The sequence below is a fragment of the Nocardia sp. NPDC041819 genome (assembly GCF_055590505.1).
The window spans coordinates 217558-243177 of record NZ_JBVJAP010000006.1 but is presented as its reverse complement, the minus strand read 5'-3'; the positions used below and the strand labels follow the sequence as shown (position 1 = coordinate 243177).

Genomic DNA, 25620 nt, shown 5'->3' with positions numbered 1-25620 from the left:
GGATACGCCGCCGGATCGGGGCTCGGCGGCGTATGTCCCTGTCCGGGAGTGTCAGTTGATGGTGAAGGTGCCGGCGAGTGAGGCCTCGGTTACGCCGGGGCAGGACTGCTCGGTGGTGACTGTGTAGTCGTCGGAGGCGGTGTGCCCGGTGTAGGTGCCGGACTCGATGATGATCGGGAAGGCCGCCGGGCCGGATCCATCGAATGCCCCGGCATGCTCGGCGCTGATCCGTAGCGTCTAAATTCGAATTGTGAATGAAATCGTCTATCCTGTTGCGGTTTCCATGGTGAAGGCCGTCCAGCGTGTATTGCGTCTGCGGACTCGGATAGTCGATGAATCACACCTACCCCGTGTCGGAGGTGCGGTGGTGGCCAGCAATCACGTGTCGTATCTGGACCCTTTCGCTATCGCCCTCGCCGCGGACAAGGTGGGCCGGATGGCCAGGTTCCTCTCGACGCGGGAGCATTTCGACCATCGGGTATATGGCGCTGCGATGCGCAGTATGCGGCACATCGCAGTGGGTTCCGGCGGGGATGGCGAGGCGTACCGCGCCGCGACCGCCGCGCTCGCCGCAGGGGAGTTCATCGCGGTGTTTCCGGAAGCGACGATCGCACGATCGTTCACCGTCCAGCGGTTGCGGACCGGAGCAGCACGGTTGGCGGCAGGGTCAGGGGTGCCACTGGTGCCGGTGGCCGTGTGGGGCACACAGCGGCTATGGACCACGCACCATCGTGAGCTCGATCAGTGGGGTCTACCACTCACGGTGATCGTGGGTGAGCCGATGTTCCCCGCGGCCGACGACGACCCGGAATACGTCACCGTCCAGCTGCGTGATCGTATGAAGGAACTGCTGGACCGGGCACAACGGGAGTACCCCGACTCCGGGACGGGACAGTGGTGGCAACCCCGTCATCTCGGGGGGTCCGCACTCACCCCGGCGGAGGCTGTGGCCCTGGACGCTGCGGAGAATGACGCACGACGTCGGCGCGAAGCGTGACATCCCGAACCCCCGTCGAGTGGCTCGGCGCGCCGGATACGCCGTGGGTCTTCGTGCACGCGCATCCCGACGACGAATCACTGTTGACGGCGGGAACGATGCGCAGGGTCAGCGAGGCCGGCCGGCGCACGGTCGTCGTGTTCGCGACCGATGGCGCCGCGGGACTCGCGGATTCGCCAACAGGTCCGCAGCTCGCAGCTCGTCGCGAGGAGGAGGCATTGGCGTCAGCCGCAGTCCTGGGATGTGACCGGGTGGAATTCCTGCGGTACGCGGATTCCGGGCTCGACGGTCGCGTCCCGGGCGGCTTCTGCGGCGTACCTGTCGCCCAGGCGGCCGAGCGGCTTGCCGCACTCTTGATCGAGGAGCGGGCCGGGGTGGTCACTTCTTATGACGCATCCGGAGGTTACGGACATCCCGATCACGTGCAGGTTCATCAGGTGGTCGCGGCGGCAGCGCGGCAGGCCGCCACACCGTTGTTGCTGGAGGCGACAGTCGATCGCGATCAGCTACTGAGGGTATTGCGCTTGGTGAATGCTGTCGGATTGTTGCCCTCGGGGGTGGCGATGGATCGGTTCAGCTCGAGCTTCGTCCCCGGCGCGGACATCACCCACCGGGTCGACGTGCGACGCTATGTGAGCGTCAAGCGCGCCAGCATGATGGCCCATGCCAGCCAGGCGGGCGGCGGTGACGGCTTGCGCACCCTGCGCTTGTTGGGGCGGCTACCTATGCCGCTGTTTCGCCGGGTCTGCGGCACGGAATGGTTTGTCCAGCGCGATGTTTGATCTCCGCATAGAAAGAGACCTCTGCGTTCCGATGCCGGATGGTGAACGCCTGCTCGCCGACCGGTACCACCGTGCGTCGAGTGCACCCGGACCGACCATCCTGGTGCGATCCCCAATGGGACGCCGACCGCTCGGCATCATCTATGGATTGTATTTCGCGCGCGCAGGATTTCAGGTGGTGGTGCAGGACGGCCGCTCGGCCGAGGATGTGTTACCGCTGAGCACCGAGCGTGCCGATGGGTTGGCGACGATCGAGTGGCTTCGAGACCAGGTGTGGTTCGACGGACGGTTGGCGTTGCACGGAATGAGCGCGATGGGGTTCGCGCACTGGGCTATCGCGGCCGACATCCCCGAATTGCGTGCCGTTTCGGTTCATGTCGCGGCCTCATCGGTTGCCGACACGATATTCACCGGCGGTACTACTGCGCTGGAGTCCGTGCTGATCTGGTGCTCGAATCACAGCTTCATCACCGCGCTGCGGGCGCCCCGTCGGGCGCGTCGGGCAATCGCGTCGGGCCGCCCGGCCGCGGAGTTGGATGTGCTGACCGGTGGTCGAACAGTCTCCTTCTATCAAGCCGTGATCGCCGACCTCGGCGCGGGCAGCCCGTTGCGGGAACTTCTCGACCACGGTCGTGCGCCCGCGGAATGCGCCGGAACTCCGGTACATCTGGTCGGCGGCTGGTACGACATCTTCCTGCCGGGCCTCGTCCGCGACTACGCCGCATTGAGTGCGGCTGGTGGTGCGCCGCGACTCACCATCGGCCCATGGGGGCATTACAACCTCCGGCAGTTCGTCGTCGCGAATCGGGAAGCCCGGCAGTGGTTTCACGCCCACCTGCGTGGAGGTGAGGATCGCCCGTCTCGCAAACCCGTTCGCCTGTTCGTCACCGGGGTCCGGCGCTGGCGCGAATACGCTTCCTGGCCTCCACCCGGAACCGGTCCCGTGCGATGGCACCTGCGTGAGTCCGGGCGGCTGTCGCGTGTGCCTGCCGAGCAGGCGGGAAGCGATCATTTTCGATACGACCCCGCGGACCCCACGCCCGCTCCCCGTGGTCCCGTGATCGTCGGGTTCTCGCGGCCACAGGACTGCCGGCAGATCGAGCGTCGACCCGATCTGCTGACCTACACCAGCGACCCGCTCGGCGCACCGCTCGAGATCATCGGAACGGTGGTCGCCGAGCTTCGGTTGCGCATAGCCACCGCACATCCGCCGCTGAGGCGTGGCGTCTGCGATGTCATCGTGCGCGTGTGCGACGTTCATCCCGGCGGGCGATCTTTCAACATCTGCGAAGGCGTTCGGCGGGTCGAGCCACACACCGATGAGGACGACGTCCGGGTCGAGTTGTGGCCGATCGCGCACCGGTTCGCCACCGGACATCAACTGCGCGTGCAGGTGTGCGGAGCAGCGGTTCCGCGCTACATGCGGCAGCCGGGCCCGGCCGCTTATGAGCTCATTCGCGACCCGAGCGGTCGTTCGTCGGTGATTCTGCCGACGGTCACCACCGGTCGCGGAACGTGTTGAGGGCGACGGCCTCGTTACGGCCCGACCTGTTCACTGTGTGGTGCAGCGCGCCTACGAACGCGCCCGCCGCCTCGATCGGAACCCCGCGAACTGGTATCACCAACCGCGGCACACCACGGCGCGCCAGGTGCCCGGAGATCCACACGTCGTCCTGCCATCGCATTTCCGGCGGCCAGCCGTCGAAATCGTGGACATCGTCGTCCAGCGCTCCAGGCGGAATCAGATATCCCCACATACCCATCAGCACATCGACTGGGGTGGCCTCGGACACCGCGGTTCCGCATACGTGTCCGAAATAGCGGGGGTCGCGATCGAACCGCGCGCTCGATCCCCGCACTCCCACAGCGGCTTCCGGCTCCATCCGATGCGCCGCGAGCAGATCCGCAACAAACGTATCGGGATAGATCGCGTCATCGTCGACCACCACGATGACGGCGTCCGGCTCGGCCAGCAAGGTGGGCAGCAGCTTTGTCACTGGGCCCAGATCCGTACACCGCAGCACCTCCACGCCCGATGGCAGTGCCGACGGGTGTGGGTAGGGGGCACCTGTGCGCAGCGAGTGCCGCGGCCAGGCGAGTACCACCCGATCGGCGGGTTCGGTCTGGTCGAGCAGGCTGCGCAGCACAGGACCCAGGTACTGCACACGGTGCGGCACAGTCGACAACGTGATGATCACGCGCTCGGCGCGCGCAGGCACCGTGCGCTCAGGCGGATCGCGGTGCAACAGCCGTGCGGCCCGCGCGAGGTCATGCGCGAAACCACTGATCGTCGTGTTGACGAACCGCTTTCGGAAATGTTCGGCGTTGCTCCACCCGATGCGGGCGACATGTGCTGGCGAGATCATCCGAGCGTGTCCTCCCCGTTGGCCGCTGCCATGACGCGCCGTGCGGCGTCGTCGTAGCAGGTGCGTAGCCGATCCAATACGACGGGCCAACTGAATTCGGCAGGGGGTACCGATCGATTATGGGCGCTGATGCGTTCGCGTAACGTCCGTCGCCGGCCCAGCGACACCAGCGCGGTGACGAGGTCCTCGGTGGAGCGGCCCAGCAGGCCCTCGCGGCCGTCCTCGACGAAATCTGCGACGCCGGTGCCGGATCGAGCGATCACTGGAACACCGGCCGTTCGAGCCTCCAAGGTTGCCAATCCGAAGGCCTCGCGACGTGTGACATTCAGGTACACATCCGCCGACGCCAGAATCTCGCGTACCGCCCGATGATCCTGCGAACCCACCAAATGCACCCACTCGGCCATGCCATGCCTGCGCAGATAGCGGAGCATCGCACCGCGGCGCGGGCCCGAGCCGACGATCGTCGCGCGCACCCGCACCTCACCGGCCAGGCGGTCCTGCGCCAGCCGCAGCACCTCGAGCAGCTTCAACGGTTGCCTGCGCGTGACCAGCCTGCCCACCGAAACGACATGCAGATCGGCGCCACTCGCGGACGGCGCCCTCCACAGATCGGTCGCGACCGCGTTGGGCACTACGACGGGGGTACTGGACAACGCCCGCCCGACCTGGTCGGCGACGACTGTACTCACCGCCGTGAACACCATGCCGTCGTGCCAGCCGCCCAGCCGCCCGATCACGCTGTAGCAAGCCCGGACCGGGGGATCCCACATGCTGTGCACCGTGATCACGAGCGGGATACACAACCGAAGCGCGTAGTGCGCGGAGTACAGCGCCAGCGGTGACGCCACACTCACGTGTATGTGCACGACGCTGGGCTGCAGTCGCCGAAGTATGCTGCGCACGTCGGTCATTCGGCGTGGCCGGTGGACCCGGAACGGCAGATCCGAGTCGCTGCCGCCAACGGTCGCGGTGATGACGTGAACTTCCTCGCCGACAGCTGCCTGTGCGCGAGCCAGGGACTCGACCAGCACCTCGATGCCCCCGACGCGGGGCGCGAAAACATCGGTCAGATGCACTATCAACGTTGGCCCCTGCGCCACGGTCAGTCCCCCTGGAAGTCAACAACCTTCGGACGAATAGTGCTGGCGGACAAGCGATGTCGAGAAATGACGGATAATCCTCGACATGGACGAGATGCGGGTCATCACCGAGGACGGCGTCGGACTGCATGTCGAACTCGACGGAGACCCGGCCGGTCCGCACACCCTCCTCTTCGTCAACGGTATCAATACCGGCTTGATCTATTGGGGCCGTCAGCGCGCGACTCTCGCCGACCTGGGCCGCATCGTGCTGTTCGACCACCGTGGGCACGGCCGCTCCGACGAACCGGCGACCGGCCGTGCCACGGTCGCGCAGCTAGGGCGCGACATCGGAACGGTCATCGACGCTATCGCATCCGAGCGTCCGGTAGTGATCGTCGCGCACTCACTGGGAGGGATGGCGGTGTCCGCCTTGGCCGAACAGCGTCCGGAGCTGTTCGGACGCCGGGTGGCCGGAGTCGCACTCCTGGACTGTGTTCCCCGAGGGTGGGGTGCGATCGCCCTGCGTCTACCTGATTTCGTCGTCGGTCCGGTGGTGCGGATACTCTGGTGGGCGATACCTCCGTTGCGTCGCCTGCTCACCGACACCAGCGAACGCCGACACCCTGACCTTGTCGGACGTCGGGCTGCGCCGAGCAGGCGCACGACGTTCGTCTCGCTACATCGGGCCCGCAGACTGATCGCTTCCCTGCGAACGATGACGTTGCTGTCATTGCTGGCCGATGCCTCGATCTGTGATCACAGCGCTGGTCTGTCGGCTCTCGGCCGCGCACGGGTCCTGGTCATCGCGGGCGCCGAAGACCGCATGATTCCTTTGCGACACAAGGTGCGCGCCGCCGCCCGGATACCCGGTGCCGAGCTGGTCATCGTGGCCGGGGCCGGTCACCTCAGCTCGATCGTCGAACCGGCTCGCGTGGATGGGCATCTGCGCGCCTTCATGAGCGCACTCCCGGTCCCGCACGGCCGGGTGAACGGCCAAGGAGGCGAGGACGCTCACGGTCATGCGGATCCGCGACCAATACTCACCCGAGACGGTGTCGTTCCCACGCGAGACCCGCGATCCTGAAGACAGCCATACCACCGGCTCAGCATCCGCTACGACCGCGAGGCCACCCACTTCCTCGGCTTCCTCACCCTCGCCGCAGCGCAGCAGCTGTACCTTCGGGGTTCGCGGGCTGCGATTGCGGCTTGGATTCGTCGTAGCGTGCGGAGGCCTTCTTCGCGGCGACGCTCACCATGCCATCGAAGACTGTGGAGCCACGCCAGCGGCCGTCCTGACCGCGGCGCCCCGGCCGGGCGTCGCTCCAGGCGGCCGGCGTCGCATCCGGGTGTAACAACTACTCACCGAGGCCGTGCGCCCGGCCCGGGCCGATGGTGCGTTTCGGGAACCTTGGATGTGGGGGACATCGACGTCGCAGCCCGCTGCGTACGGGTCCGGTCGCTTTCCCTAAGCGGCGATGCCCAGACCCAGTGCGACCGCGACGGGAATCAGGTAGAGCATCGGAAACGCCACGGTCTTGTACGAGCGGGCCCGCAGCACGACGATCACCGCGCCTGCGAAGTACAAGATCAGGCCGATGGCTGCGGCGACTCCGATCGCGGGAACGAAGAGGCCGGCGATCAGCCCGAGCGCTCCAGCTGCCTTGGCCGATCCCAGTGGCGTCCACCACGATTGCGGCACGCCGTATTCCACCAGCGGGTCCACGACGAACGCGGCCCGGCGCAGCAGTGAGACCGCCGAGAAGCCGACCCAGGCGGCAGCGACGATGGTGACGACGATGTATGCGGTGTTCATGGGAATCTTCTCGGTTTCTCTTCGGTAAGTTCTGGCCCGGATGGGTTCGCCTCGATGACGACGCAGCGCGCCGGGGTGTGACATCCGGCAGCGCTCGTCGATGATCGACGCCGTCGCCGACCTCGCCACGGTGCTGCTGCAACACAACCCGGACCTGCGCATCCTCGTCACAAGCCGCGGACCTCTTGCCATCGCCGGCGAGGCGACGCTGCGCGCCACTCAGCGTCCCCGCCCCCGACCGCGCGCCGTCACTGCAGGGCCTGGCCCCGTTACGACGCCGTGTCACTGTTCACCGAACGCGCCACCACTGCGGTATCGACATTCGCCTGACCGATGCCAACAAGTCCGAGCGCGAAACCAACACCCCACACGGCCGCTGCAACACTTCGAGGGGACCGTTCGCAGCCAGTCTCCGATCACGACGAGATCCGTGTCATCGAGACCGCGGGCGGCATCGACGAGGTGGAGCAGGGCATGCCCGGGATGGTTCGCGCTCACCCAGTGCCGGTCGGCATCGGTGATTTCGTCATCGATCCAGGCGAATGGGCGTCCGGCCGCCCAGTCCACCAGATTTCTTGTCTTCCAGTGCAAGCCGATCCGCCGGTCTTCTCGATATTGACCTTCGTCGGTGGACCGCGACCACGCGACCCGGGGCAGCGGCGGTAGTCCGATCCGCGTCGCGATCTCCGTATTCGCCTCCTCTTCCCAGGCAGTCGCCCAGACGAGCACACATGGCAGCGCCGAAAGCGCAGGCCCGGCCGCGCATTTCAGCCGCGCGAAGCGCCACTCCGGATCCGGGGTCGGGGGTCGCGGGCGCGGATTCCCGCCGATCGGTAGCAGCGGTCCGTCGATATCCAGGAAAAGTAGTGGAAGGGCCGTGCGGTCGTTCACCCGCATCTCCTGCCGTTGAGCGAGCTGATCAGTATCCAACCGGCGATGCCGATGCACCAGGCGCTCATGGCGATGTCTATGCCGAGACCGACCCCGGTCTGCAAGCCGTAGGCCAAGGCATGCGTCGTCATGTCAACCGGCCCGATGCCGATGAACATCCAGGCGAACGTACGGAAGGCGAGCATGAACAACCCGTCCCACCAGCCGAACAACAGTCCCCACAGCAGGACACCGAGGCCGAAAAAGGCCAAAAGCAGCCAGTTGCCGAGCGTCGTGCCGGACTCCGGTAGGAACCACTCGCTCCCATCCGTCACCTCCACGCCGACCACCTCCCCGTGCCAAAGTCGCAGTGTGGCCGGTTGACCCTCCCGTACCTTGCTGTAGAAGCTCGACGACACCTCGCGGGTCTGCCGTGTCCCGTCGGTCCGCTGCCAGGTGACTTCGCAGTGGGTTGTCGTGGTCGTGCTCGTGTGGCCGTCGGCGTCGGTCTGTGACGTCGTCGTGGTGTAGGTGCGCCGACCCGCAATGGAACCCCGCTCGCCGGCCAAACAGTCGCCCGCACTCTTTTCACACGTCACGGCCGCCCGGAACTCCCGGGTCTGCCGGTATGGGCCTGCGGCGGAGGCGAGCGCTAGGACAAGCACACCCAGACCGAGCGCGACGATGATCGACTGCCGAAGAGAACGCTCACCCAGGGATGTTCCGTACAGCAGTCGACGGAGCCTCACCACCCACCCCCACGCGATCCCACGCGACGTGGCGACCATGTCCGCCCTGCTCGGTTCGGCCACTGTTCATCTGTGCAGCTTCCGGTGAAAGTCATCGGCGTCGACCTCCTTTACAGGAGACAACCACCACGCATGCCGAAAGGTTGGGTCACTCATTGCGCGCCATCCGCCCCGCACAGCCCAGCCGTCGAGCGGGTCGCGGCCTTCTACCCGGAGGTCGCCTTCGCCTTCATCGTCGCCGACGAACGGCCCTGTCACGTGCCGCTGCCGTTTGTCGCCGTTCTCGTAACGATCCCGGTCCTCGTCGACCGCGGTTGCGGGCAGCCTGACCGCGTCGAGGTCGCACCTGACGCTCCCCACCTCGACGCCGGTGAGCTGACCTGCTGCCCGAGTGATGCCGGCTCAGACGGCGGCATCACTGCCACGCACCGAGGCCACCCGCAGAAACGCAGTCATCTGCCGCATACCGCGCGATGCGATGGGTCGAAAATGGTCGTTTCCAGCCCTAACTAGATGCGGCGCCAGTTCTGGGCATGACTCGGTTCGGATACGCGCGGGTCGGGCAGGATGACGACTCCCAGATCGATGCGCTCACCACGGCAGAGGTCTACCGGGTCCACTGGTCTAGCAACACCGCCAGGCGGGCGTCCCGCTGAGCCGGCCGCAGACGTCCACCGCGGTCCAGGGTCGCCAGCCCGTGCAGGGCGCTCCAGCCGACCTCGGTGAAGGTCTCCGGATCATGCTCGCCCGCGAACGGTGCGAAGGCGGCGAACATGACGGCGAACGCGTCCCGCAGCGGCTGCGAGGCGTTCTCGCCGAACGCGAGGTTCACCTTCATCAGAAACATCGCGTCGTAGAGCGCGGGCCGCGTCGTCGCGAAGTCGAGATAGGCCCGCGCCACCGCCGCCAACGCTGCGCGCGGCTCGCCGCCCGCGGACTCCAACGCCGCGCGGCTCCACGCGGCCATCTCCGCGATGCCCTCCTCGGCGACCGCCGTGACGATCTCATCCTTGCCCGCGAAGTGCGAATACAGCACAGGCTGGCTGTATTCGATCCGCTCCGCCAGCCTGCGCACAGTCACCGCGTCCCAGCCCTGCGACTCGGCCAACTCCCGAGCGGTGTCGATGATCAGCCGGTGCCGTTCGGCCCGTTCCCGTTCTCGCCGCGTCTGGATCCCCATAAACCGACTATAGCATCGCTTGACAATCTAGTGGCACTAGATTTCGCGACACGCTCGTCAGTAGCGACAAGGTGCCCTGTTTGCGTTCCGGACGTCAGGACACGGCGACTGCCAGATCACGGCCCCGCTACGCGGTCTTGTCGTTCGGGGGAGCGCCGACCTGTGGGCTTCGAGGGTGAATGGTGGGAAATCGCCTGGCAGCTGGGCGCATCTGGGGTACACCTCTGCTGGACCTCACCACGACGCGGAGCTTGCGCTTAAGAGATCCGGTAGAACATCGACATGGACGCCTCCTCTGCTGGCACATGGGAGTCATCGGCCGGCGAGTACGAGAAGACCGTCAGTGCTGCTGAAGCCGCTCTCGCTCACGTCGCCGCACTGTCCACCGGTGCTGCGCTCGATCGTGAACTGCGCGTCACGGTGCACTTCCACCCCGATGTGGTGTTCCGGGAGGAGACCGTGCTCGCCGCCCTCGCACGCGAGGGTGTGTACCGGTCGCAGTTCGAGACCGGGCTGGGCAATGGCGGGCTGACCGCGCATGCTGGTGGGGCGCGCTGGTTGTGGGAAAGCCGCATGTTCGGCGGCTGCTACGACTCGGCGCCTGCCTCGGCCCGCCCGAAATACGGCTCGCTGAACCACCGGCCTGACCGCTACGGCGGCTCACCCCGCTTCGGCTCGTGCTACCTGCGCCTGGCCGCCCACACCCTGGAGCGCACCACGTTCTGCTTCCCCGACAGCGTGTTCGAACCCGACGCCTTCGGCACCGCCGCCCGGATGAACCTCATCGGCATGGTGGAGACGACGACCGTGACCGACCCGCTCGACCACTACATCGAAGCGCACCTGCACGGCCCGCTTTTCCTGGACCGCGATGTCGAAGAACTGATCCTCGACCCGAGCTATCGAGACACCCCGATCCACGCCACCGCCACCACACTGCCCTGCCCGCTCGGCTGGCACGACGGTTACACCCTCGACGTCGACCGAATTCGCGCGCACCCCGGCTACCGCGGCCCCTCGGTGGTCGAGCTGGGCGAAGCAATTGCCGACGAGCACGGAACAATAACCCCGCGAGTCCTCGGTGCTGCTCGATCCTGGGCCGACCCCCAGGAACTGAAGCAGGTCTGGCACTACCTCGCCCGGTTCGGCAGACAGGACCGCACCTCCCACCCCACCTCATCGAGACACACACAACCCTGGATGATCACACGTGGCCGTCCAACTTCTTGGTAGACGCGCCCGGCTACGAACTATGGATGAAGTACTACTCCCGAATCGCGGACTCTACGATCGCTCGTGTGCGTGCCCCGAAACTTCGAGCATCCGATGCGAGCGGACAGACGCTGGATGATCCGACCGACACCCAAGTGCACGACCTCTTCGCGTGCCTGAACGCACGCTGGCCGTTCGCGATCGTGGAAAGGCTCGATCGCGAGCCGACGGGTCAGTTCTACTTCCGAATTCACCTCGATTACGTCGGTGACCAGGACCCGAATGCCGACGAAGAGGTTGATATCGACTATGACGTCCAGTTCCGCGACGGCGGCCCGGACAAGCACTACCGCGCCAGGGTTACCGGCGCGTACACCATCGCCGGAAAGGATCTCGCGTACATCGTGTACACCGTGTATCGCGCGTGGCGGAACGAAGATCCCCAGCTGGAAACCCTGCTGTCGTGGGAATTGCTGACATCCGACAGCTGAGCCGATGCATCGGCAAGCCTGAAGGTTGGTCGACGCGGCTGTTGGCGGTGGAGCAACCACCATCGGAGGGCGAAGTCCGGCTGGAGTGCTAGGAAGTCGGCGCCTGCCAGGCGGGGTATGGCTGGTCCGCTGCCGCCTGTTGCCCGGCGTCGATCTGCCGGATGACCGGGACGAGCAGAGCCGCGGTCAGCGCGAAGAACGCCGTCGTCGCCCACCACAGGATCGGCTGCTGGAGCAAGAGCGCGAGCCAGGTCCATGTCCAGGTCGTGAGCCAGCTCAGCCACCAGAACGCCACCAGCGGGCTGTAACTCGTCGAGGCGGCGTCGCCCGCCACGGGCGTGCGGCCGGCTCGGTGCACGTCGCCGACGACAAGCGCGGGGAGGACAAGATTTCCGAGGGGAAGAAACCAGCTGCCGATGGTCCAGCCACGCCTGAGCGTATGAGCACTCGGATCCAGATGTTCGGCATTGATTCTGGCCCGCCACAACCAGCACAGGAATAGCACGCCTGCGAGCGTCATGGTGAAGCCCCAAGCGAGGATTCCCAGGAGCGTGAGCGGTGCCCACGCATCCATTGCGGCCTCGTATTCGGCCGTGCCGGTCGGAGCGTCACGCACCGTCTGATAGTGAGGCGAGGCGATGGCGATCAACGCGGGCCCGGAGACGACAGTACAGCTCAGCGCCGCCGCGACGAGGCCGAGGCCGCCGCCCGGCGCGAGCTGCGGCACGGGGCGAACGCCCGGGACCGATGGCGCCGCAGCCGGTGACACGGCAGCCGGTTCCGGCTCCGGATCGGCGGCGAGGTGCTCGGCCCGCGCGGCTTGCCAACGCCCGATCCGGGTCAGCAGCACGGTGAGCAGACCGGTGGCGGTGGTGAGCAGGATCAAGCCCGTGCAGTGGACCAGCAACCCGGCATCCGCGGACCCCGCGGAATCCTCGAGTCCCCGTCTGACACCGATCGAGAGCAGGTAGGCCAGGAAATACAAAGTGGCTGCGAGGATGAAGGAAAACCACCAGGCGACGACGTACCTTGTCGTCGAGGAGGGAGGCAGGCGCATGGCGTTCCGGGGTGTGGCCGGATCGCTCGCCCGCTGGATGTCGTCGACCAGAATGGGCGGAATCACCCAGTTCACCACCGGGAGAAAACCTACGATGGCCCACACGCCGGGAAGCCGATGCCTCGCCGAACACAGCAATTCCGCATTCCGCCGGGCACGGTAGACCCAGGCGATGAACAGCAGACCCGTGAGCATCTGCAGGCACATGGCGATCCACGTGATGGCGCCGACGGCCGCCACCCACTGCTGCACCGAATCCTCGGTGCCGCCGTACCCGTCCGCTTCCCATTCCTGAAGCCGCGTACTCAGCTGCCAGGTCAGCACCAGCTCGACCGCGCGCAGACCCGTCACCGCCGTGGCCGCGGCGACGATGACGAGCCCCAGTCCGCGCACCGAGCGAAACGACGATGGGGTACCAGATGCGGAAAAGCTTACTGCGCGTCCGTGTTCGGTGTGGTTCGTGACCATGTACCCCCCGTAACGTCAGCGAAAGTAACCTGACAGTATGGCATGGTCTTGATGGGTGAGACTATGACGCGGAAGCGAGTCGAGCGTTTACCGGCGGCGCTGCGGCCGGATCAACCGGAACCATATTGCGCGACGAACTTTCCGCTTCACAGCCGGATCGGATGGCTGGACAGCGGCGGTCACGCAATGCGGTAGGACAAGAGTTTGTCCAACTCAGGGGCCAGGTCTTCGATGTCGAAGTCCCGTTCATAGGTGACGACGACCTTGTCGGGCGGCAGGTCGGGAGAGACCCAATAAGTGACCCCGCTGTAGGTCTTGCCGACGCGAAGCAGCCGGGTTGCGTCGATCTCTCGGTCCCAGCCGGGAATCCCGTCCGGCAGACCCGCCTCGGCGGCATAGGTACGCATGGTGCGGGGGGACAGTAGCCCGTAGGACTCCCAGTCCTCAGCGGTGTAACCGGCATGCACTTCCCGCAGGAAGACGCGGATCGGGGTGGGTATGCCCGCCCAGAGCGGTGGCGTGAAATCGCGGGCGGAATCCGGGTCCCAACCGATCCACACCACCCACGGTTCATCGACGCCCGCGGCGGCGTAGACGAGCACGCACTCGCCGCGCAGCACGCAGACGCGCACGTCGGCGAGCTGTTCATCGAGCGCCGCGGTGAAATTCGGAACCAGGCCGACCAGATCGCTGTTCCATAGGGAACGCGCGAGCCGCGCCCGGTCGGCCGGGTCGTCGGATTCCGCGATCGGGCGCCACCGGGCCGGGACCGGAGCGCTGTCCACCGTCGTGGCGTCGACGAAGACGACCGGGCTGTCCTCGTCGAGGGCGGTGACGATGTCCTCGGGGTCGATCCGGGGCACTATCCGCCTCCCTGAAATTCGAGAAGATCCTGGATCACGCGCATCAGTTCCGCTCTGACCCGGTTCTCCAGGGCCACCTGCGCGGTCTGCCAGTTCGGGTCGACCCCGAGTATGTCACCTACGCTGCGTGATCCCTTGGCCCGGTTCGCGGAGAAGGACAGCCATTGCAGATCGAGCGCGGCATTGGCGACCATGATCATGTATTCGGGCGTCAGGGCGAGGAATCCCGGCATGTGGAACAGTTCGGCCAGGGGCACGACATGGTCCAGCGATACCGCTGAGCCGCCTTTGGCGTCCTTGCCTATCCGGCCGCCCGGATAGGCCGGGTCGCGGTCGCCGACAGCAGGCCGGGACTGCCCTTGGAGCGGACCGGTGACCTTGCTCTTGCTGGGCGGACTGATCTCGCGCATGACCTCGTACAGCTCGCGGGCGGGTGATTGCCTCGGCACGGAGTATCCCTGCTTGCCGCCGCTGGGGTAGGGCAGTGTGTAGCCGGGCGGGACCTTGTTCTTCGCGGCGTTGGCGCTGTCGATCTGACGCGGGGACGCCTGGGCCGCCAGGCCGGCATCCGCCAGTCGCTGCACGGTGCCGACGCACCTGCGTAGGTTGTCTTTCGCGGTGGCGTATTCCTGATTCAGCCTGCGGGCCTCGGCGTTGTACGCTTCGTACGCCGTTCGCTGGCGCGGATCGAACACATTCGGGCGCGCATTATGTTGCGCGATTGCCTGTTCGACACGCTCAACGGCTACTTCTTGCGCTTCGCACAACCGTTTCGGGGGCTTGGGAGCGGGCTGCGTAGTCGTCGGCAGCGGCGGAGGAGGCGGTTGAGCGCTCCCCACCGGAGCGCCGATCAACACGGCGCACACCAGGAGCGCCGCCGTCATCACTATGCCGAGGCGGCTGGATTCAGCAGGCCGATGCGCCATGGTCCCCTCCGTAATCCCAACGGTAGCATCGTGTTCCGATGGTGAGCTACGGTGAAGACTATCGCCATCGACCGGGGGAGCAGGCAGTCGTGACCGATTCACCATCACCTCGGTTCGAGCTCTCTCGCACCGGGTTCATCGCGCTCATCACGGTTTTCGCGCTGGGCGGGATCGGTGGCGCTGCCGCGCTCGTGATCCAGCAGGCGCGAACGGAACTCACCGATGATGCGCAGATACGCTCGGTGCTCGGAGATTTCGCGGACGCCGTGGAGTCGGGCAGCACGCAGCAGGTGGTCGAACTGCTCTGCGCCGAGGAGGCCGCGATCTTCTCCGACCGGGTCTCCGGTGGCGAAGAAGCCGAGCAAGGCGGCTCGACCGGTGACCACCAGCGGCGCTCGGTCGACATCTCCGGCATCGTCATCCGGGGTGACATCGCCTCGGCTCGGGTCGCGCGCCCGCCGAGCGAGCCCCGGCCACTGTATCTCCGTAAAGAAGACGACCAATGGAAGGTGTGCGCGCCTGCCGCGGATCAGTTCGGATAGGCGATCTGCAGGACGCCTACACACTGGTCTTCGGTGGCCTGCTGCTCGGAGCGCGCGCCGGTGACCTGGGCTGGGACGGCGGCGGGTGTTCGTGGCCGGGCTGGCAGTGTTCGCGCTGGCCTCGCTGCTGGTCGGGTGTCACCGACCGGCGGCTGGATGATCGCCGCACCGACGCCCTGCAGGGCGTCGGTGCGGCGATCGTCGCCCCTACCTGGCACCTGCAACAGCACCGCCAGGCGATCCCCGAGTCGGTCACCCCGGCACGCATCCGAGAGAACTTCGACATCTTCGACTCGCCCTCACCGACACCGAACTCGCCTCCATCGACGCACTCGACACCGGCCGACGAGCCGGGCCCGAACCCGACCGGATCACCCGCCTGACCAGGAGTCGCCACCGCGACCGGGGATGTTCCCGAGCGTTTCCAGGTCGTGCTCGAGGCGCGGCGGACGGTTCCGGTTCAGCGTCCGCACCGAGACGCTCGTGGCTGCGGAGACCGCGCCGGGGGCGTGGACAGTTGGCGGGTGGGGCATCGCTTCGCCAACAGTTGGGCGACCCAGATCGCTCGGTCCGATGATCATCGGGGATTAGGGGTGAGTACGGGGGTATACGCGGAGCAGGCTAGGGCGGTGGAGTCGACGATCAACCCCATCCGCCCTCCGTCCGAGCAACAGCTGCCACCTACCGGAATGGATACGCACATGCAGATTCAGATCAACACCGACAGCAACATCGACAGCGGCGAAAAGCTGATCCGGCACGTGGAGGAGGAGATCGAGTCGGCACTCGAGCGCTTCATCGACCAGATCACCAGCGTCGAAGCCCACCTCAGTGACCAGAACGCGGGCAAAGGCGGACCGGACGACAAGCGTTGCGTGCTGCAGGCTCGCCCAACCGGTCAGCAGCCGGTCGCGGTGACCCACAACGCCGCGACGATCGATGACGCCTGCCGGGGCGCGGCCGAGAGTATGGCGCATCTGCTCGCCAGCCGGTTCGGGCGGCTGCACGAGACAAAGGGGGGCGACTCCATCAGGCACCCGCACAAGAACCACCCGCACACGAACTGAGTCAGCAGCACCGGGCTGTTCGGTACTCCGGGCGCGTGCCGCCAAGCGACCGCCATGGATCCGCCCTGCGCTCGGATGGTCGGTCCAGGGCGGACCCTTGACCAGCGCGGCAGAACCCATTGTTCTGTCGCGCCTCCGGATGACCTTCCGAAGTCGAGACGACCCGATGAGATTCCTCGCGGCAGCGGTCCAAGACACCCGGCGCGGCACGGCCAAGCCGGTCATCACGGCGTTGTACGAAGCGGTGAAGGCCCCGAAATCGAGGTCCAGCAGCTCCCCTTGGTGCTGAGTTCGTCGTGTATCAGCGCCGTCCCCGGAAGGTGCGGCGTAGGTCGTCGGTCCATTGGTCGGGGATTTCCCAGGGTATGAAGTGGCCGCCGTGGTCGTGAACGGTGAGGTTGACGTGGTTGTACCACTGGGCGCGGTCACCGGCGCGGAAGTGTTCGACGCGTTGGGCGGTGCTGACGCCGGGCGGGTTCTCGTACCCGACGAAGGTGATACCGGTGGGGGCTTGCACGACCGGGAGACGGTTGTGGGAAGGCGTCCAGGGGTAGCGGTTGTGGTTGGCGTAGAGGCGTATCGAGGTGCCGATGGTGTTGGTGGCCCAGTAGATCGTGGCGTGCGTGAGGAGGTCATCTTTGCTGAAGACGGTTTCGATGTCGCCGCCGTTGTCGCTCCATTTGAACCACCGTTCCAGCATCCAGGCCAGCATGCCCGCCGGGGAATCGGACAGGGCGTGGGCGAGGGTGCTGGGTGCGAGGAGGTGTGCGGCCAGGTGGACGGCGAAACGCTTGTCCAGCTCCACGATTCGTGCCCGCACCTCCGCGGGCAGGTCGTCGGGGATCGGCTGTCCGCCGCTGAAGTCCCAGGCACGATCGCCGTTGAAGAAGTCGAGTTTCAGTCCGGATCCGATGTGGATGGCATGCAGCTCGTCGGCGTACTTGTGGCCGAGCTGCGCGGTGACCAGTGCGCCCACGTCGCAGCCGGCGGCACCGTACTTCTCGTAGCCCAGAACTTCGGTCATGAGCGTGTGCCAGAGGTCGGCGACCTTCCAGAAGTTCAGATCCGGGCGGTTCGTCAGCGGGCTGGAGAACCCGAAGCCGGGAAACGAGGGCACGATCACGTCGAACGCTTCGGCCGGATCACCGCCGTGCGCCCCGGGATCCGCCAGCAAGTCGGCGACCTTGGACCAGTGCCAGAACGTCCAGGGCCAGCCATGTGTCAGAATCAGCGGCGCCGGATCCGGGCCTACGCCAGGCCTGCGCATGAAATGCACTGGTACATGGTCGATTTCGACCTTGAAATGCTGGTAGGTATTGATCTCGGCTTCGGCTGCGCGCCAGTCGTACCCGCTGCGCCAGTAGTCCACCAGCTCCTGGAGGTAGCTGCGAGGAACGCCGTAATACCAGTTTTCATCGCCCACGTCGTCGGGCAGGCGGGTCAGATCCAGGCGCTGGAGCAGGTCGGTGAGGACGCTGTCGGGGACCTCGATCTTCGTCGGCGTCAAGGGGAACGGTCGGACATCGTGGGTTCTCTCGGTCATCTGGCCTCCTGCGCCGTTTGGGCTTCGACCTTACATAAGTAGCTTATTTAAGCAACTTTTATAAGTCCGAGATATAGTTGGTCGCGTGGACGACATCGACGATTTCGACGTGAACGCCTTCGCCGAGGCGATCGAGGACTTCAACCGCGTCTATATCCGCATCCCGGTACAGGAGAAGCTGCCGTTCACCACACTGTCGGTGCTCGACACCCTGGCCCAGCGGGGTGCGGCGCGGCTGACCGATCTGACCGAGACCGAGCAGCTGACCCAGCCGGGCATCACTCAACTCATCGCGCGCTTGCAGCGCGACGGGCTGGTACAGCGCCGCCGTGACCCTGGCGATGGACGGGCCGTGATCGTGCACCTCACCGAGGCAGGCCGGCAGGTGCGGCAAGCCCGCCACGACGACCGGGTCCGGTACTTGGTTCCGATGGTGGCCGAATTGAGCCCCGCCCACCGTCGGGCACTCGCCGCCGCGCTGCCCGCCCTCACCCGGCTCGCCCAGCTGGGACGAGAGCGCTGACCGCAGGGTCGAGCCGCGACCTATCGCTCGCTCATCGGCAATTCTCCGGTTCCGGCTGGAACCCGCGAAGACAACGCCATGGCCGCACTTGCGGACGAAGCGTTGACATCGCAGCCCTGCCCGACGAGCCGACCGATGAAAGCCGTCCCTGGGTGATTCCCGAACCCGCTGGCCGTAGGCTCGCTCACCCACGCAGAAAGGTAAGAAATCACCACGACCCGAGGCATTGTCGGCGCCCACGGTTGTGCGCGTCTCACGCGGAGGTGCTGCAAGATCAGTGCGCTGCGGGTCCGCCGCGGATAACGAGGATCGCCGGGCCGGTTCCGCAGGCGAGCCGGCCGAGCACGATGCAGTCCGCCGAGGGCCACGCGGCCGCCACGCACCACCACCCGGTCGAGCGGGATTCGTCAGCGATGAGATCGGTCATGGATAGGTCACTTCGGTCTGGGTTTCGGGATGCTCGCGGTCGACACAACGGCGGCTGTGGCGGCGAGGGCGGCCAGGAGCAGGAAGGTGGTGGCGTATCCGAAGAGGGATGCCAGGGCGGTGGCGGCGAACGGCGCCGAGGCCATGGTGATCATCAGCGGTGCGGCAAGCAGGCCGGTGAGGCGCCCGTAGTGCCCGGTTCCCCAGCGGTCGCTGACGGCGGTGGCTTGCAACAGGGTGAACACTCCGCGTGACATGCCGGCGGCGATCGCAGCTGTGATCAACGTCCACGCGGTGGTGAAGACCCCCAGTAGGGCGGTGGTCGCGGCGATGGCGAGCAGTATCACCACGGTGCGGGTGCGGACGCTGGTGCGCGCGGCGAACGCGGAGTACCCGATACGGCTGGCGACCTGCCCGGCGCCGCCGAGCCCGAGCGCGACCGCCGCCAGGCCGTTGTCGAGACCGCGTTCGGTCAGCAGCGGAACCAGGGTGACCACCACCGCGAACGACGCGAACCCCGCGGCGCTCAACGCGAGCGCCAGCGTCACGAAGGAGCGGCTACGCGCGATCGGGCCGGGGTCGGTGAGATGCGCGTGCTCGGGTTCCGCGTCCGGGCGGGGTGGCCACGGCAGCCGCAGCCCGAACCAGTGCCCCGGCACGGTCACCACGGCCAGAATCACCATGAGCACCAAATATGTTGCCCGCCAATTCAAGTGCATGGATATCGCGGCGGTCAACGGGGCGAATACCGTCGAAGCCATGCCCGCGACCAACGTGAGCACCGTGAGAGCACGAACCCGGTTGGGACCGTACCAGCGGGTCAGCGCGGCGAAGGCGGGGGGATACAGCACCGCTGCCATAGCGATCCCGGTCGACAACCAGCCGGCGAAGAACCACACCGGGTGCGATGCGGTCGCGATCAGGATCAGCGCCGGGATCGTCAGTATCGACCCCGCGCTCATCACTCCACGGGGACCGTGGCGGTCGATCCAGCGCCCAATCGGGATCCCAGCGAGCGCGGCCACGAGTTGTCCGGCGGAGAAGGCGGCGGTCAGCGTGGTCGCCGACCAGCCGGTGTCGGTGGTGATGTGCCCGAGCAGCACGGGGAAGGCATAGAACAGTATTCCCCAGCTGGTGATCTCGGTGACGCACAGCACCACCAACACCCGACGCAGCCGCACGGCACCAGTCGCTTGCCGTGCACCTTCAGCGGATCGTGGGATCGCGACTTTCGGATGGTCCGTCAAGTCAGTCCGCCGTCCGCACGGATGTTCTGGCCGGTGACCCATCGGTTGTCCGGATGGACCAGCAGGGCCACGAGGTCTGCGATGTCAGTGGGTCGGCCGATGCGTCCGAGTGCGGTCATCGCCGCCGCTCCGCCCACAGCGTCCGGTTGAGCGCCGGAGCGGAGCAGGTCGGTGTCGGTCGGACCGAGCGAGATGGTATTGGCGGTGATGCCGCGGTGTCCGAATTCGCGTGAGGCGACGCGGGTGAGCTGTTCGACTGCCGCCTTGCTCGCCGCGTAGAGCGCTTCCCCGGGACTGGGCCAATGGGTGCCGACCGTGGAGAGGGTGAGGACCCGTCCACCGTCGCGCAGTCGCGTCGCTGCCTGCTGAAGGGTGAGGAACGTGCCGCGGGCGTTCACGGCCATCACACGATCCCATTCTCCGATGCCCGCCTCGGCCAGTGGCGCGCTGGCGAAAACACCCGCGTTGGCGACCAGGATGTCGAGCCCGACACCGGCCTGCTGGAATATGGCGTCTGCGGCGGCGAACGCTGCGGTGATCTGGTCGGGATCGCCGAGATCGAGCCGCACCGCCGAGGCGTGTCCGTCGCGTTCGGCGATCTCGGCAACCAAGGTCTCGGCAGCTTCGGACCGCGTGTGATAGGTGAACACCACCGTGGCACCCGAAGCCGCCAACCTGGCGGTGATGGCGCGACCGATACCGCGCGAACCCCCGGTGATCAGGGCGCCGCGACCGGCCAGCCACCGGGAGGAAGTGACGGCGGGATTCATCGAAGTGGTCATGTCGGTAACAGTGGCATCTATCGCGGCACGAATCGCTCCGCGATAGATGAGAGGCTGATCGGCATGGTCGATACCAGTGTCCGGCTTTTGCGGCTGCTCGGTTTGCTGCAGACCCAGCGTTGCTGGACCGGGGCCGAGTTGGCTGGTCGTCTGGGCGTGAACACCCGCACGATCCGTGTCGATATCGCCCGGCTGCGTCGGCTGGACTATGAGATCGACGCCGCGCCCGGTGTGGCAGGGGGGTATCGACTCCGTGCCGGTGCCACGCTGCCTCCCCTGCAATTCGATGACGACGAGGCCGTCGCAATCGCGGTGGCTCTACGCACCGCGGCGCGCGCGGGCGTGGCCGGTATCGGTGACGCCGCCGCCCGGGCGGGCGCCAAACTAGAACAATTGCTCCCACCTCGGCTGCGGCACCGGCTGCACACGGTGCATTCGGCAACCGAACCAGTTCCCGATGGCGGCAACCCCTTGAACGCCAGCGTTTTTCGGGCTGTCGCCACGGCGATCGAGCGCACCGAGATACTCCGATTCGACTACTGCGATCGGCACGCGACGACCAGTTGTCGTCGCGTCGAACCACACCGGATGGTGCACAGCGGCGGACGCTGGTACCTCGTCGGCTACGACCTCGATCGCCACGACTGGCGTAGCTATCGCGTCGATCGCATCGACCCGAAGACACCGACCGGGCCCGGCTTCACGATCAGAGAACTTCCCGGACCGGATCTGGCGGCCTTCGTGACCCGCGGGCGGATGGCAGCGCTGTGGAACTACACCGCACGAGTCACGGTTCACGCGCCCGCCGACGCCGTCGCAGCCCGCATTCCCACCGGCATCTGGACCGTTGAACCGATCGATGCGCACACCAGCACGCTGGACGCTGGAGCGCAAAGCCCCCAACTGCTCGCGGCATACCTCGCCGCAATGGACCTGGACTTCCACCTCGACACCGAACAGGCACCGGAACTTGCAGCCGCCGTCACGATAATCGCCGCCCGCTACGCAACAGCCACGCGCGAGACTTGAGCGACCGTTCGCGATGCGACTGTCGACCCACGGCCTTCGGTGTGCCGCGCCGACCCTGGGACTGATCGCGAACGACGAGGTCGGCGCTGTTGTGGCTGGAGGGGTTGTCCACGCCGACCACATCGAGGGTGTAGGGCGCCGCCACCGCCCCCGCTTTCCTCATCCCGAATCCGGTAGGCGCAACGATCGAGGCCATCCTGACCAGCAGAACAACCCATTGGCTGCTGTCGCTCCGCCGTCGCAGTGATCTGCGGTTCCCACCCGCAGGCGCGCCCAGGCCTGCGGGCGCGCTTTCTCTCGCCTGGTGTCGGTGACGGGCCGAGACCCGGGCCCGGGGGGATGGTTGCCAGATGGCCGGGATCGACTGGTGGATCACCGACCGGAGGGCTTGCCATGGCTGGCAAATACCGGCATTGCGCTGGAACGTGAAGTGCGAAATCTTCTGCTTGGGGCGTTCCAGATTCTGAGGACGTATCTATCCAGGCGATGTGTAGGGACTGCTCGTGGTCGAGGTCGCGCATTGGGCCCTCCGGGATTTCGGCGCGTTCGTCGTTCCCGGAGCACGGAGAGCGCCGTGACGCGGGCGGGGGAAGACGAGCTGGCCGGGTTGGCCGATCGGATCGCGGGCGGGCTGCGTGAGGTGGCCCCGCCCGGGTGGCGGCGGCTGGAGGCGTGGTTCGCGATGACCGTGGTGGCCGAATCGGCGCTGCTGGTGGTCGACGAGGGTGTCCGGTCGTTCCGGTGGCCGGTACCGAATGCGGTGTGGGATGCGGTGCGCCGGCATCGGGAGCTGTCGGCAGAGGCCGACGGCGGGCCGTGGTGGCGATTGCTGGTGCGCATCGATGTGGACGGTGTCGAGGTTGCTGCCGATCACGGTGCGGTGCCGTTCCCTGGTGAGCAATTGTTCGCGCCGGAGGCCTACCTGGCCGATTTGGAACGCTATTCGCGGGATCGGCTGCCGGTGTGGTTGGCGGCCTACCTCGGGCGTGGCGAGGGGCGAACTCGGTCGCCGCGCGCCGCCGCCGCCGCGACGCGCGCGGATCAGCGGGCGGGTGTGCGAGCAGTGGCCGTGGATAACGAACTGCCGGAGCTGGCCGTGTTGTGGGCTCGGTGGGCGGTGCTGGCGGCAGCCTTCGTGGCGATCGGGTCAGGGCAGGGGCCACGGATCGGTCCGGCGGTGGGCATCTTCGAAGGCGCAGGACGCAGTGGTTCGACGCTGACGCTGCTGCCCGGCGACCGGGCAGTGCTGTCGGGTGGTGTATGGGATGCGCCGGTGCTGGACGCCGCGTACAACGCGGGTGCGGGCATGCCGGATTTGTTTGCCGGAGCGCCGGATTGGGTGGCCGACCCGGTGCTCAATCCGCGCGCGGCAACCGGTTTGCTGTCGTTTTGTTACTGGTGGGAGGCCGGACGGTGGTACTGCGGTGAATCCGCGCCGATACCAGAATGCGCGCCGGCGATGCCGGCAGTATGGACGGTCGGCACGGTGGCGGGTGTCGTCGGCAACCTGCTGGACGATCGGTCGGGTAGTAGGTCGGACGCGGCGCAGTCGTTGGTGTCGGCGGCGCAGGCCGGTGCGGTGACTCGCGAGGCGATCGTGCAGGCTTTCGGTGACGGTGACGGTGACGGCACCGACATCGATGGTGCGATGTTCCAATTCGTGCTCGCGGATCTGGACGCGAACCACGCCGATGGTATCGGCGAAGCGGATGCCATCGAACTGGTCCGGGAACACATCCGACGACGAAGTTATGACACTGCGGGATACCCGCTGTCGACGTTGCGGGCCGATCGAACCAGCGTGGGCTGGGTAGTACGTTCACCGGTGCCCGACGGCGGAATTGCGTTGGACCGCGCGGTTTTCTACGTCGCCGACGACGGCGTTGTGGAACGCTCGACAACGTCGGTGCCGCTGTCGGTGTTCGTCGCCGGTTTCGAGCGACGGTTCCGGCTGCGCGGCACCGGACGAGCCTGAACGAAGGGGGGATCGCGACGTGAACGGTGAACTCCGGTTGGATCCTGACCTCCTGCGTGATCGGGGAGCGCGGTTGGCCGCGCTCGGGGACCGCGTGGGGCAAACCTATGAGGGACTGCGCGATTCCCTGGCCCACGCCGAAGGCAGTTGGGGTGACGATGATCTGGGCTTGGCGTTCGCCAAGGAGTTCAAGCCGCATGCGGACCAGTTGCTGGCCAACCTGCGGGCAATGGAGGAGAGCCTGCACAGCACCGCCGCTGGAATAGTGGACGCCGCAGGTCAATTCGAAGTGCAGGACAGGTACGGCGCCGGCCGGGTCGGCGCTACTGCTGACGCCCTGGACCCGATCGGCGAGCCGGCGCAGCCCCGCGCGCACGCCAGCGCGAGCGCGTTCTCGCCCGCCGGCGCACGGGCACCCGTGACATCAGATTCCACAGCACCCTTTTCGGCCGCGGGAGACCCTGCGTATCCGGCGAATCCGGCGGATCCGACGAATCCTGAGCACGCCACCGACAGGACCAACCTCCCCGAACCATCCATCCCCGGCGGAGTGCGGACACCGGACCCGTCCGCGGGACACTCCACGCCCGAGGGTGGTCCGCAACGGGATCTTTCAAACCGGGCAGCGGGTCGAGAAGCGGACCGGGGAGTAGTCGGACCGGGGAGCGGCAACTCCGGCAAGCCTGCCGGAGACTCCGGTCGCCGCCCTCCTACCTCCGCGGTATTCGCCCCAACCACCGCCCGGGGTTCGCCTCGTGCGTCAACCGGTCAGCAGGCAGGGGTCGGCCCACCGGGCGGCGCGGGACGGCCGGACACCCCGTGGTCCGGACAGCCACCCAGAACGGCCGGACCACCCGCCGGTGCGGAGCCGAGGCCCTCGAGTCCTCGGTACGGTTCTCCGCCGCGGCCGCAGAAGCCCGCTGACGAATCGCGGCGCAGGCGCGATCGGCGCGGCTCCGGCGCGGTAACGCATCCCGTGATCGGCTGGCTGGCACGGACGCTGGCCGAGCACCACGATGTGCGGGTGGTCGGATTCGATACCCCCGGCTTGCAGGTGTCGGCCGTGCGAGAATTCCTGGCCGCTGTCGATCGGGTGCTCACCGACTACCCGGTGATCGCTCTCGATGCCGTCGCGGTGGCGGAGCTCGGTGCCGAAACCGGACCGGTGTGGTGGAGTGTCGAGCCACTCGATACGCCGGGCACAGGCACCGGCCGGTCGATCACCCTCGACCAGCGGACCGCGCGGGAATCGAGGCGCGCGGCCGGAACGACGGAGTCCGACGCCGAGTCGGCGGAGCCGGAAATCTACCGGGCGACGCTCCGTGAATTCGGCCGGGCACTCGACTTCGCCGGTGGCGGGCTCGCACGCGAGCAGGCACAGCGCGCCCTGATCGCGGAGTACTTGCGTCTGGAGGCGGAACCGAACAGCACTCTCGCCGAGGTGGTCAGCGGTTACCGGCGATGGCGTGCCGAGTTGGTCGGGGACGCCACGGACGCACCCGGTTTCGACGTGAGCCGGGCCCTCGGCGCCGCGTTCGCCGATGTCGTGCTGCGCGGCGATCAGGCGAGTGTTCAGGCGCGAGCGTTGCACGCGGTGCTGATCGACGCGACGGCACCGCGGGAGTAG

The 25620-nt window shown here is 66.9% G+C and carries 26 protein-coding genes; 14 read left to right on the top strand and 12 right to left on the bottom strand.

Annotation, left to right across the window (positions count from 1 at the left end; genetic code table 11):
* Positions 1-283: 283 nt before the first annotated feature.
* Genes ACZ6DL_RS20025 through ACZ6DL_RS20015 form a run of 3 tightly spaced genes read left to right on the top strand, consistent with a single transcriptional unit; the run spans position 284 to position 3301 of the window.
* Positions 284-997: a lysophospholipid acyltransferase family protein gene (locus ACZ6DL_RS20025; RefSeq protein WP_466053277.1), complete on the top strand. Its 714-nt coding sequence runs from the start codon at positions 284-286 to the stop codon at positions 995-997.
* Positions 994-1779: a PIG-L deacetylase family protein gene (locus ACZ6DL_RS20020; RefSeq protein WP_466053031.1), complete on the top strand. Its 786-nt coding sequence runs from the start codon at positions 994-996 to the stop codon at positions 1777-1779. Before ACZ6DL_RS20025 ends, ACZ6DL_RS20020 begins: the two co-directional genes overlap by 4 nt.
* A complete protein-coding gene (locus ACZ6DL_RS20015; RefSeq protein ID WP_466053029.1) occupies positions 1661-3301 on the top strand; it encodes a CocE/NonD family hydrolase in 1641 nt (546 codons plus the stop codon). The genes ACZ6DL_RS20020 and ACZ6DL_RS20015 overlap by 119 nt, the downstream gene beginning before the upstream one ends.
* Here ACZ6DL_RS20015 and ACZ6DL_RS20010 read toward each other — a convergent pair.
* Complete coding sequence (locus ACZ6DL_RS20010; RefSeq protein WP_466053027.1) at positions 3276-4145, bottom strand: hypothetical protein; 870 nt, start codon at positions 4143-4145, stop codon at positions 3276-3278. The two genes, ACZ6DL_RS20015 and ACZ6DL_RS20010, sit on opposite strands and share 26 nt — an antisense overlap.
* Positions 4142-5224 (bottom strand): glycosyltransferase family 4 protein, encoded by a 1083-nt coding sequence (locus tag ACZ6DL_RS20005; protein WP_466053276.1) that lies wholly within the window; start codon positions 5222-5224, stop codon positions 4142-4144. Before ACZ6DL_RS20005 ends, ACZ6DL_RS20010 begins: the two co-directional genes overlap by 4 nt.
* 109 nt (positions 5225-5333) lie before the next feature.
* On the opposite strand from ACZ6DL_RS20005, the gene ACZ6DL_RS20000 reads away from it, so the two are divergent.
* Positions 5334-6314 (top strand): alpha/beta fold hydrolase, encoded by a 981-nt coding sequence (locus tag ACZ6DL_RS20000; protein WP_466053025.1) that lies wholly within the window; start codon positions 5334-5336, stop codon positions 6312-6314.
* 381 nt (positions 6315-6695) lie between these two features.
* Here ACZ6DL_RS20000 and ACZ6DL_RS19995 read toward each other — a convergent pair whose 3' ends face one another.
* The 3 genes from ACZ6DL_RS19995 to ACZ6DL_RS19985 form a co-directional block, all read right to left on the bottom strand.
* Entirely contained in the window at positions 6696-7043 is a 348-nt protein-coding gene (locus ACZ6DL_RS19995; protein WP_466053023.1) for a DoxX family protein, read from the bottom strand.
* 282 nt (positions 7044-7325) lie between these two features.
* Positions 7326-7940 carry an HAD domain-containing protein gene (locus ACZ6DL_RS19990; protein WP_466053021.1) on the bottom strand — a complete coding sequence of 205 codons (615 nt, stop codon included), beginning with the start codon at positions 7938-7940 and terminating at the stop codon, positions 7326-7328.
* Positions 7931-8701, bottom strand: coding sequence for a hypothetical protein (locus ACZ6DL_RS19985; RefSeq protein WP_466053020.1), 771 nt, complete (start codon positions 8699-8701; stop codon positions 7931-7933). Before ACZ6DL_RS19985 ends, ACZ6DL_RS19990 begins: the two co-directional genes overlap by 10 nt.
* Positions 8702-8734: 33 nt before the next feature.
* Between ACZ6DL_RS19985 and ACZ6DL_RS19980 the strand changes: the two genes are divergently transcribed.
* Positions 8735-9175: a hypothetical protein gene (locus ACZ6DL_RS19980; protein WP_466053018.1), complete on the top strand. Its 441-nt coding sequence runs from the start codon at positions 8735-8737 to the stop codon at positions 9173-9175.
* 94 nt (positions 9176-9269) lie between these two features.
* Here the strand turns inward: ACZ6DL_RS19980 and ACZ6DL_RS19975 are convergent, their stop codons facing one another.
* Positions 9270-9842 (bottom strand): TetR/AcrR family transcriptional regulator, encoded by a 573-nt coding sequence (locus tag ACZ6DL_RS19975; RefSeq protein WP_466053016.1) that lies wholly within the window; start codon positions 9840-9842, stop codon positions 9270-9272.
* A gap of 282 nt (positions 9843-10124) precedes the next feature.
* On the opposite strand from ACZ6DL_RS19975, the gene ACZ6DL_RS19970 reads away from it, so the two are divergent.
* Entirely contained in the window at positions 10125-11075 is a 951-nt protein-coding gene (locus ACZ6DL_RS19970; protein WP_466053014.1) for a DUF3626 domain-containing protein, read from the top strand.
* Between the two features lie 65 nt (positions 11076-11140).
* Positions 11141-11545, top strand: coding sequence for a hypothetical protein (locus ACZ6DL_RS19965; protein ID WP_466053012.1), 405 nt, complete (start codon positions 11141-11143; stop codon positions 11543-11545).
* Between the two features lie 88 nt (positions 11546-11633).
* On the opposite strand, the gene ACZ6DL_RS19960 is transcribed toward ACZ6DL_RS19965, so the two are convergent.
* From ACZ6DL_RS19960 to ACZ6DL_RS19950, 3 genes are all read right to left on the bottom strand, one after another.
* A complete protein-coding gene (locus ACZ6DL_RS19960) occupies positions 11634-12995 on the bottom strand; it encodes a DUF4328 domain-containing protein (protein WP_466053010.1) in 1362 nt (453 codons plus the stop codon).
* 254 nt (positions 12996-13249) lie between these two features.
* Positions 13250-13933 (bottom strand): hypothetical protein, encoded by a 684-nt coding sequence (locus ACZ6DL_RS19955; RefSeq protein ID WP_466053008.1) that lies wholly within the window; start codon positions 13931-13933, stop codon positions 13250-13252.
* Positions 13933-14859 carry a hypothetical protein gene (locus ACZ6DL_RS19950; RefSeq protein ID WP_466053006.1) on the bottom strand — a complete coding sequence of 309 codons (927 nt, stop codon included), beginning with the start codon at positions 14857-14859 and terminating at the stop codon, positions 13933-13935. The genes ACZ6DL_RS19955 and ACZ6DL_RS19950 overlap by 1 nt, the downstream gene beginning before the upstream one ends.
* Positions 14860-14948: 89 nt before the next feature.
* On the opposite strand from ACZ6DL_RS19950, the gene ACZ6DL_RS19945 reads away from it, so the two are divergent.
* The 3 genes from ACZ6DL_RS19945 (at position 14949) to ACZ6DL_RS19935 (ending at position 16468) form a co-directional block, all read left to right on the top strand.
* Positions 14949-15401, top strand: coding sequence for an Rv0361 family membrane protein (locus ACZ6DL_RS19945; protein WP_466053004.1), 453 nt, complete (start codon positions 14949-14951; stop codon positions 15399-15401).
* Positions 15362-15784 (top strand): hypothetical protein, encoded by a 423-nt coding sequence (locus ACZ6DL_RS19940; RefSeq protein WP_466053002.1) that lies wholly within the window; start codon positions 15362-15364, stop codon positions 15782-15784. Before ACZ6DL_RS19945 ends, ACZ6DL_RS19940 begins: the two co-directional genes overlap by 40 nt.
* A gap of 318 nt (positions 15785-16102) precedes the next feature.
* Entirely contained in the window at positions 16103-16468 is a 366-nt protein-coding gene (locus ACZ6DL_RS19935; RefSeq protein ID WP_393237582.1) for an HPF/RaiA family ribosome-associated protein, read from the top strand.
* Between the two features lie 301 nt (positions 16469-16769).
* Here the strand turns inward: ACZ6DL_RS19935 and ACZ6DL_RS19930 are convergent, their stop codons facing one another.
* The gene (locus ACZ6DL_RS19930; protein ID WP_466053000.1) at positions 16770-18011 is read right to left on the bottom strand and encodes an epoxide hydrolase family protein; all 1242 of its coding nucleotides are present in this window, start codon (positions 18009-18011) and stop codon (positions 16770-16772) included.
* Positions 18012-18096: 85 nt separating this feature from the next.
* Here ACZ6DL_RS19930 and ACZ6DL_RS19925 point away from each other — a divergent pair, with 85 nt between their 5' ends.
* The gene (locus ACZ6DL_RS19925; protein WP_393237576.1) at positions 18097-18534 is read left to right on the top strand and encodes a MarR family winged helix-turn-helix transcriptional regulator; all 438 of its coding nucleotides are present in this window, start codon (positions 18097-18099) and stop codon (positions 18532-18534) included.
* Between the two features lie 434 nt (positions 18535-18968).
* Here the strand turns inward: ACZ6DL_RS19925 and ACZ6DL_RS19920 are convergent, their stop codons facing one another.
* Both ACZ6DL_RS19920 and ACZ6DL_RS19915 read right to left on the bottom strand, forming a co-directional pair.
* Positions 18969-20141, bottom strand: a complete 1173-nt coding sequence (locus ACZ6DL_RS19920; RefSeq protein WP_466052998.1) for an MFS transporter — start codon at positions 20139-20141, stop codon at positions 18969-18971.
* 62 nt (positions 20142-20203) lie between these two features.
* Positions 20204-20989, bottom strand: a complete 786-nt coding sequence (locus ACZ6DL_RS19915) for an SDR family oxidoreductase (protein WP_466052996.1) — start codon at positions 20987-20989, stop codon at positions 20204-20206.
* Between the two features lie 63 nt (positions 20990-21052).
* On the opposite strand from ACZ6DL_RS19915, the gene ACZ6DL_RS19910 reads away from it, so the two are divergent.
* The 3 genes from ACZ6DL_RS19910 (at position 21053) to ACZ6DL_RS19900 (ending at position 25620) form a co-directional block, all read left to right on the top strand.
* Positions 21053-22018: a helix-turn-helix transcriptional regulator gene (locus ACZ6DL_RS19910; protein ID WP_466052994.1), complete on the top strand. Its 966-nt coding sequence runs from the start codon at positions 21053-21055 to the stop codon at positions 22016-22018.
* Positions 22019-22592: 574 nt separating this feature from the next.
* The gene (locus ACZ6DL_RS19905) at positions 22593-23993 is read left to right on the top strand and encodes a hypothetical protein (protein ID WP_466052993.1); all 1401 of its coding nucleotides are present in this window, start codon (positions 22593-22595) and stop codon (positions 23991-23993) included.
* 976 nt (positions 23994-24969) lie between these two features.
* Positions 24970-25620 carry a hypothetical protein gene (locus ACZ6DL_RS19900; RefSeq protein ID WP_466052991.1) on the top strand — a complete coding sequence of 217 codons (651 nt, stop codon included), beginning with the start codon at positions 24970-24972 and terminating at the stop codon, positions 25618-25620.

Bases quoted from the DNA above. Each gene is read 5' to 3' on its own strand.
- ACZ6DL_RS19990 (WP_466053021.1), bottom strand. From the start codon at position 7,940: ATGCGGGTGAACGACCGCACGGCCCTTCCACTACTTTTCCTGGATATC.
- ACZ6DL_RS19970 (WP_466053014.1), top strand. From the start codon at position 10,125: ATGGACGCCTCCTCTGCTGGCACATGGGAGTCATCGGCCGGCGAGTAC.
- ACZ6DL_RS19915 (WP_466052996.1), bottom strand. From the start codon at position 20,989: ATGACCACTTCGATGAATCCCGCCGTCACTTCCTCCCGGTGGCTGGCC.
- ACZ6DL_RS19930 (WP_466053000.1), bottom strand. From the start codon at position 18,011: ATGACCGAGAGAACCCACGATGTCCGACCGTTCCCCTTGACGCCGACG.
- ACZ6DL_RS20010 (WP_466053027.1), bottom strand. From the start codon at position 4,145: ATGATCTCGCCAGCACATGTCGCCCGCATCGGGTGGAGCAACGCCGAA.
- ACZ6DL_RS20000 (WP_466053025.1), top strand. From the start codon at position 5,334: ATGGACGAGATGCGGGTCATCACCGAGGACGGCGTCGGACTGCATGTC.
- ACZ6DL_RS19940 (WP_466053002.1), top strand. From the start codon at position 15,362: ATGGAAGGTGTGCGCGCCTGCCGCGGATCAGTTCGGATAGGCGATCTG.
- ACZ6DL_RS19995 (WP_466053023.1), bottom strand. From the start codon at position 7,043: ATGAACACCGCATACATCGTCGTCACCATCGTCGCTGCCGCCTGGGTC.
- ACZ6DL_RS20025 (WP_466053277.1), top strand. From the start codon at position 284: ATGGTGAAGGCCGTCCAGCGTGTATTGCGTCTGCGGACTCGGATAGTC.
- ACZ6DL_RS19950 (WP_466053006.1), bottom strand. From the start codon at position 14,859: ATGGCGCATCGGCCTGCTGAATCCAGCCGCCTCGGCATAGTGATGACG.
- ACZ6DL_RS19935 (WP_393237582.1), top strand. From the start codon at position 16,103: ATGCAGATTCAGATCAACACCGACAGCAACATCGACAGCGGCGAAAAG.
- ACZ6DL_RS20015 (WP_466053029.1), top strand. From the start codon at position 1,661: ATGCCAGCCAGGCGGGCGGCGGTGACGGCTTGCGCACCCTGCGCTTGT.
- ACZ6DL_RS19985 (WP_466053020.1), bottom strand. From the start codon at position 8,701: ATGGTCGCCACGTCGCGTGGGATCGCGTGGGGGTGGGTGGTGAGGCTC.
- ACZ6DL_RS19975 (WP_466053016.1), bottom strand. From the start codon at position 9,842: ATGGGGATCCAGACGCGGCGAGAACGGGAACGGGCCGAACGGCACCGG.
- ACZ6DL_RS19910 (WP_466052994.1), top strand. From the start codon at position 21,053: ATGGTCGATACCAGTGTCCGGCTTTTGCGGCTGCTCGGTTTGCTGCAG.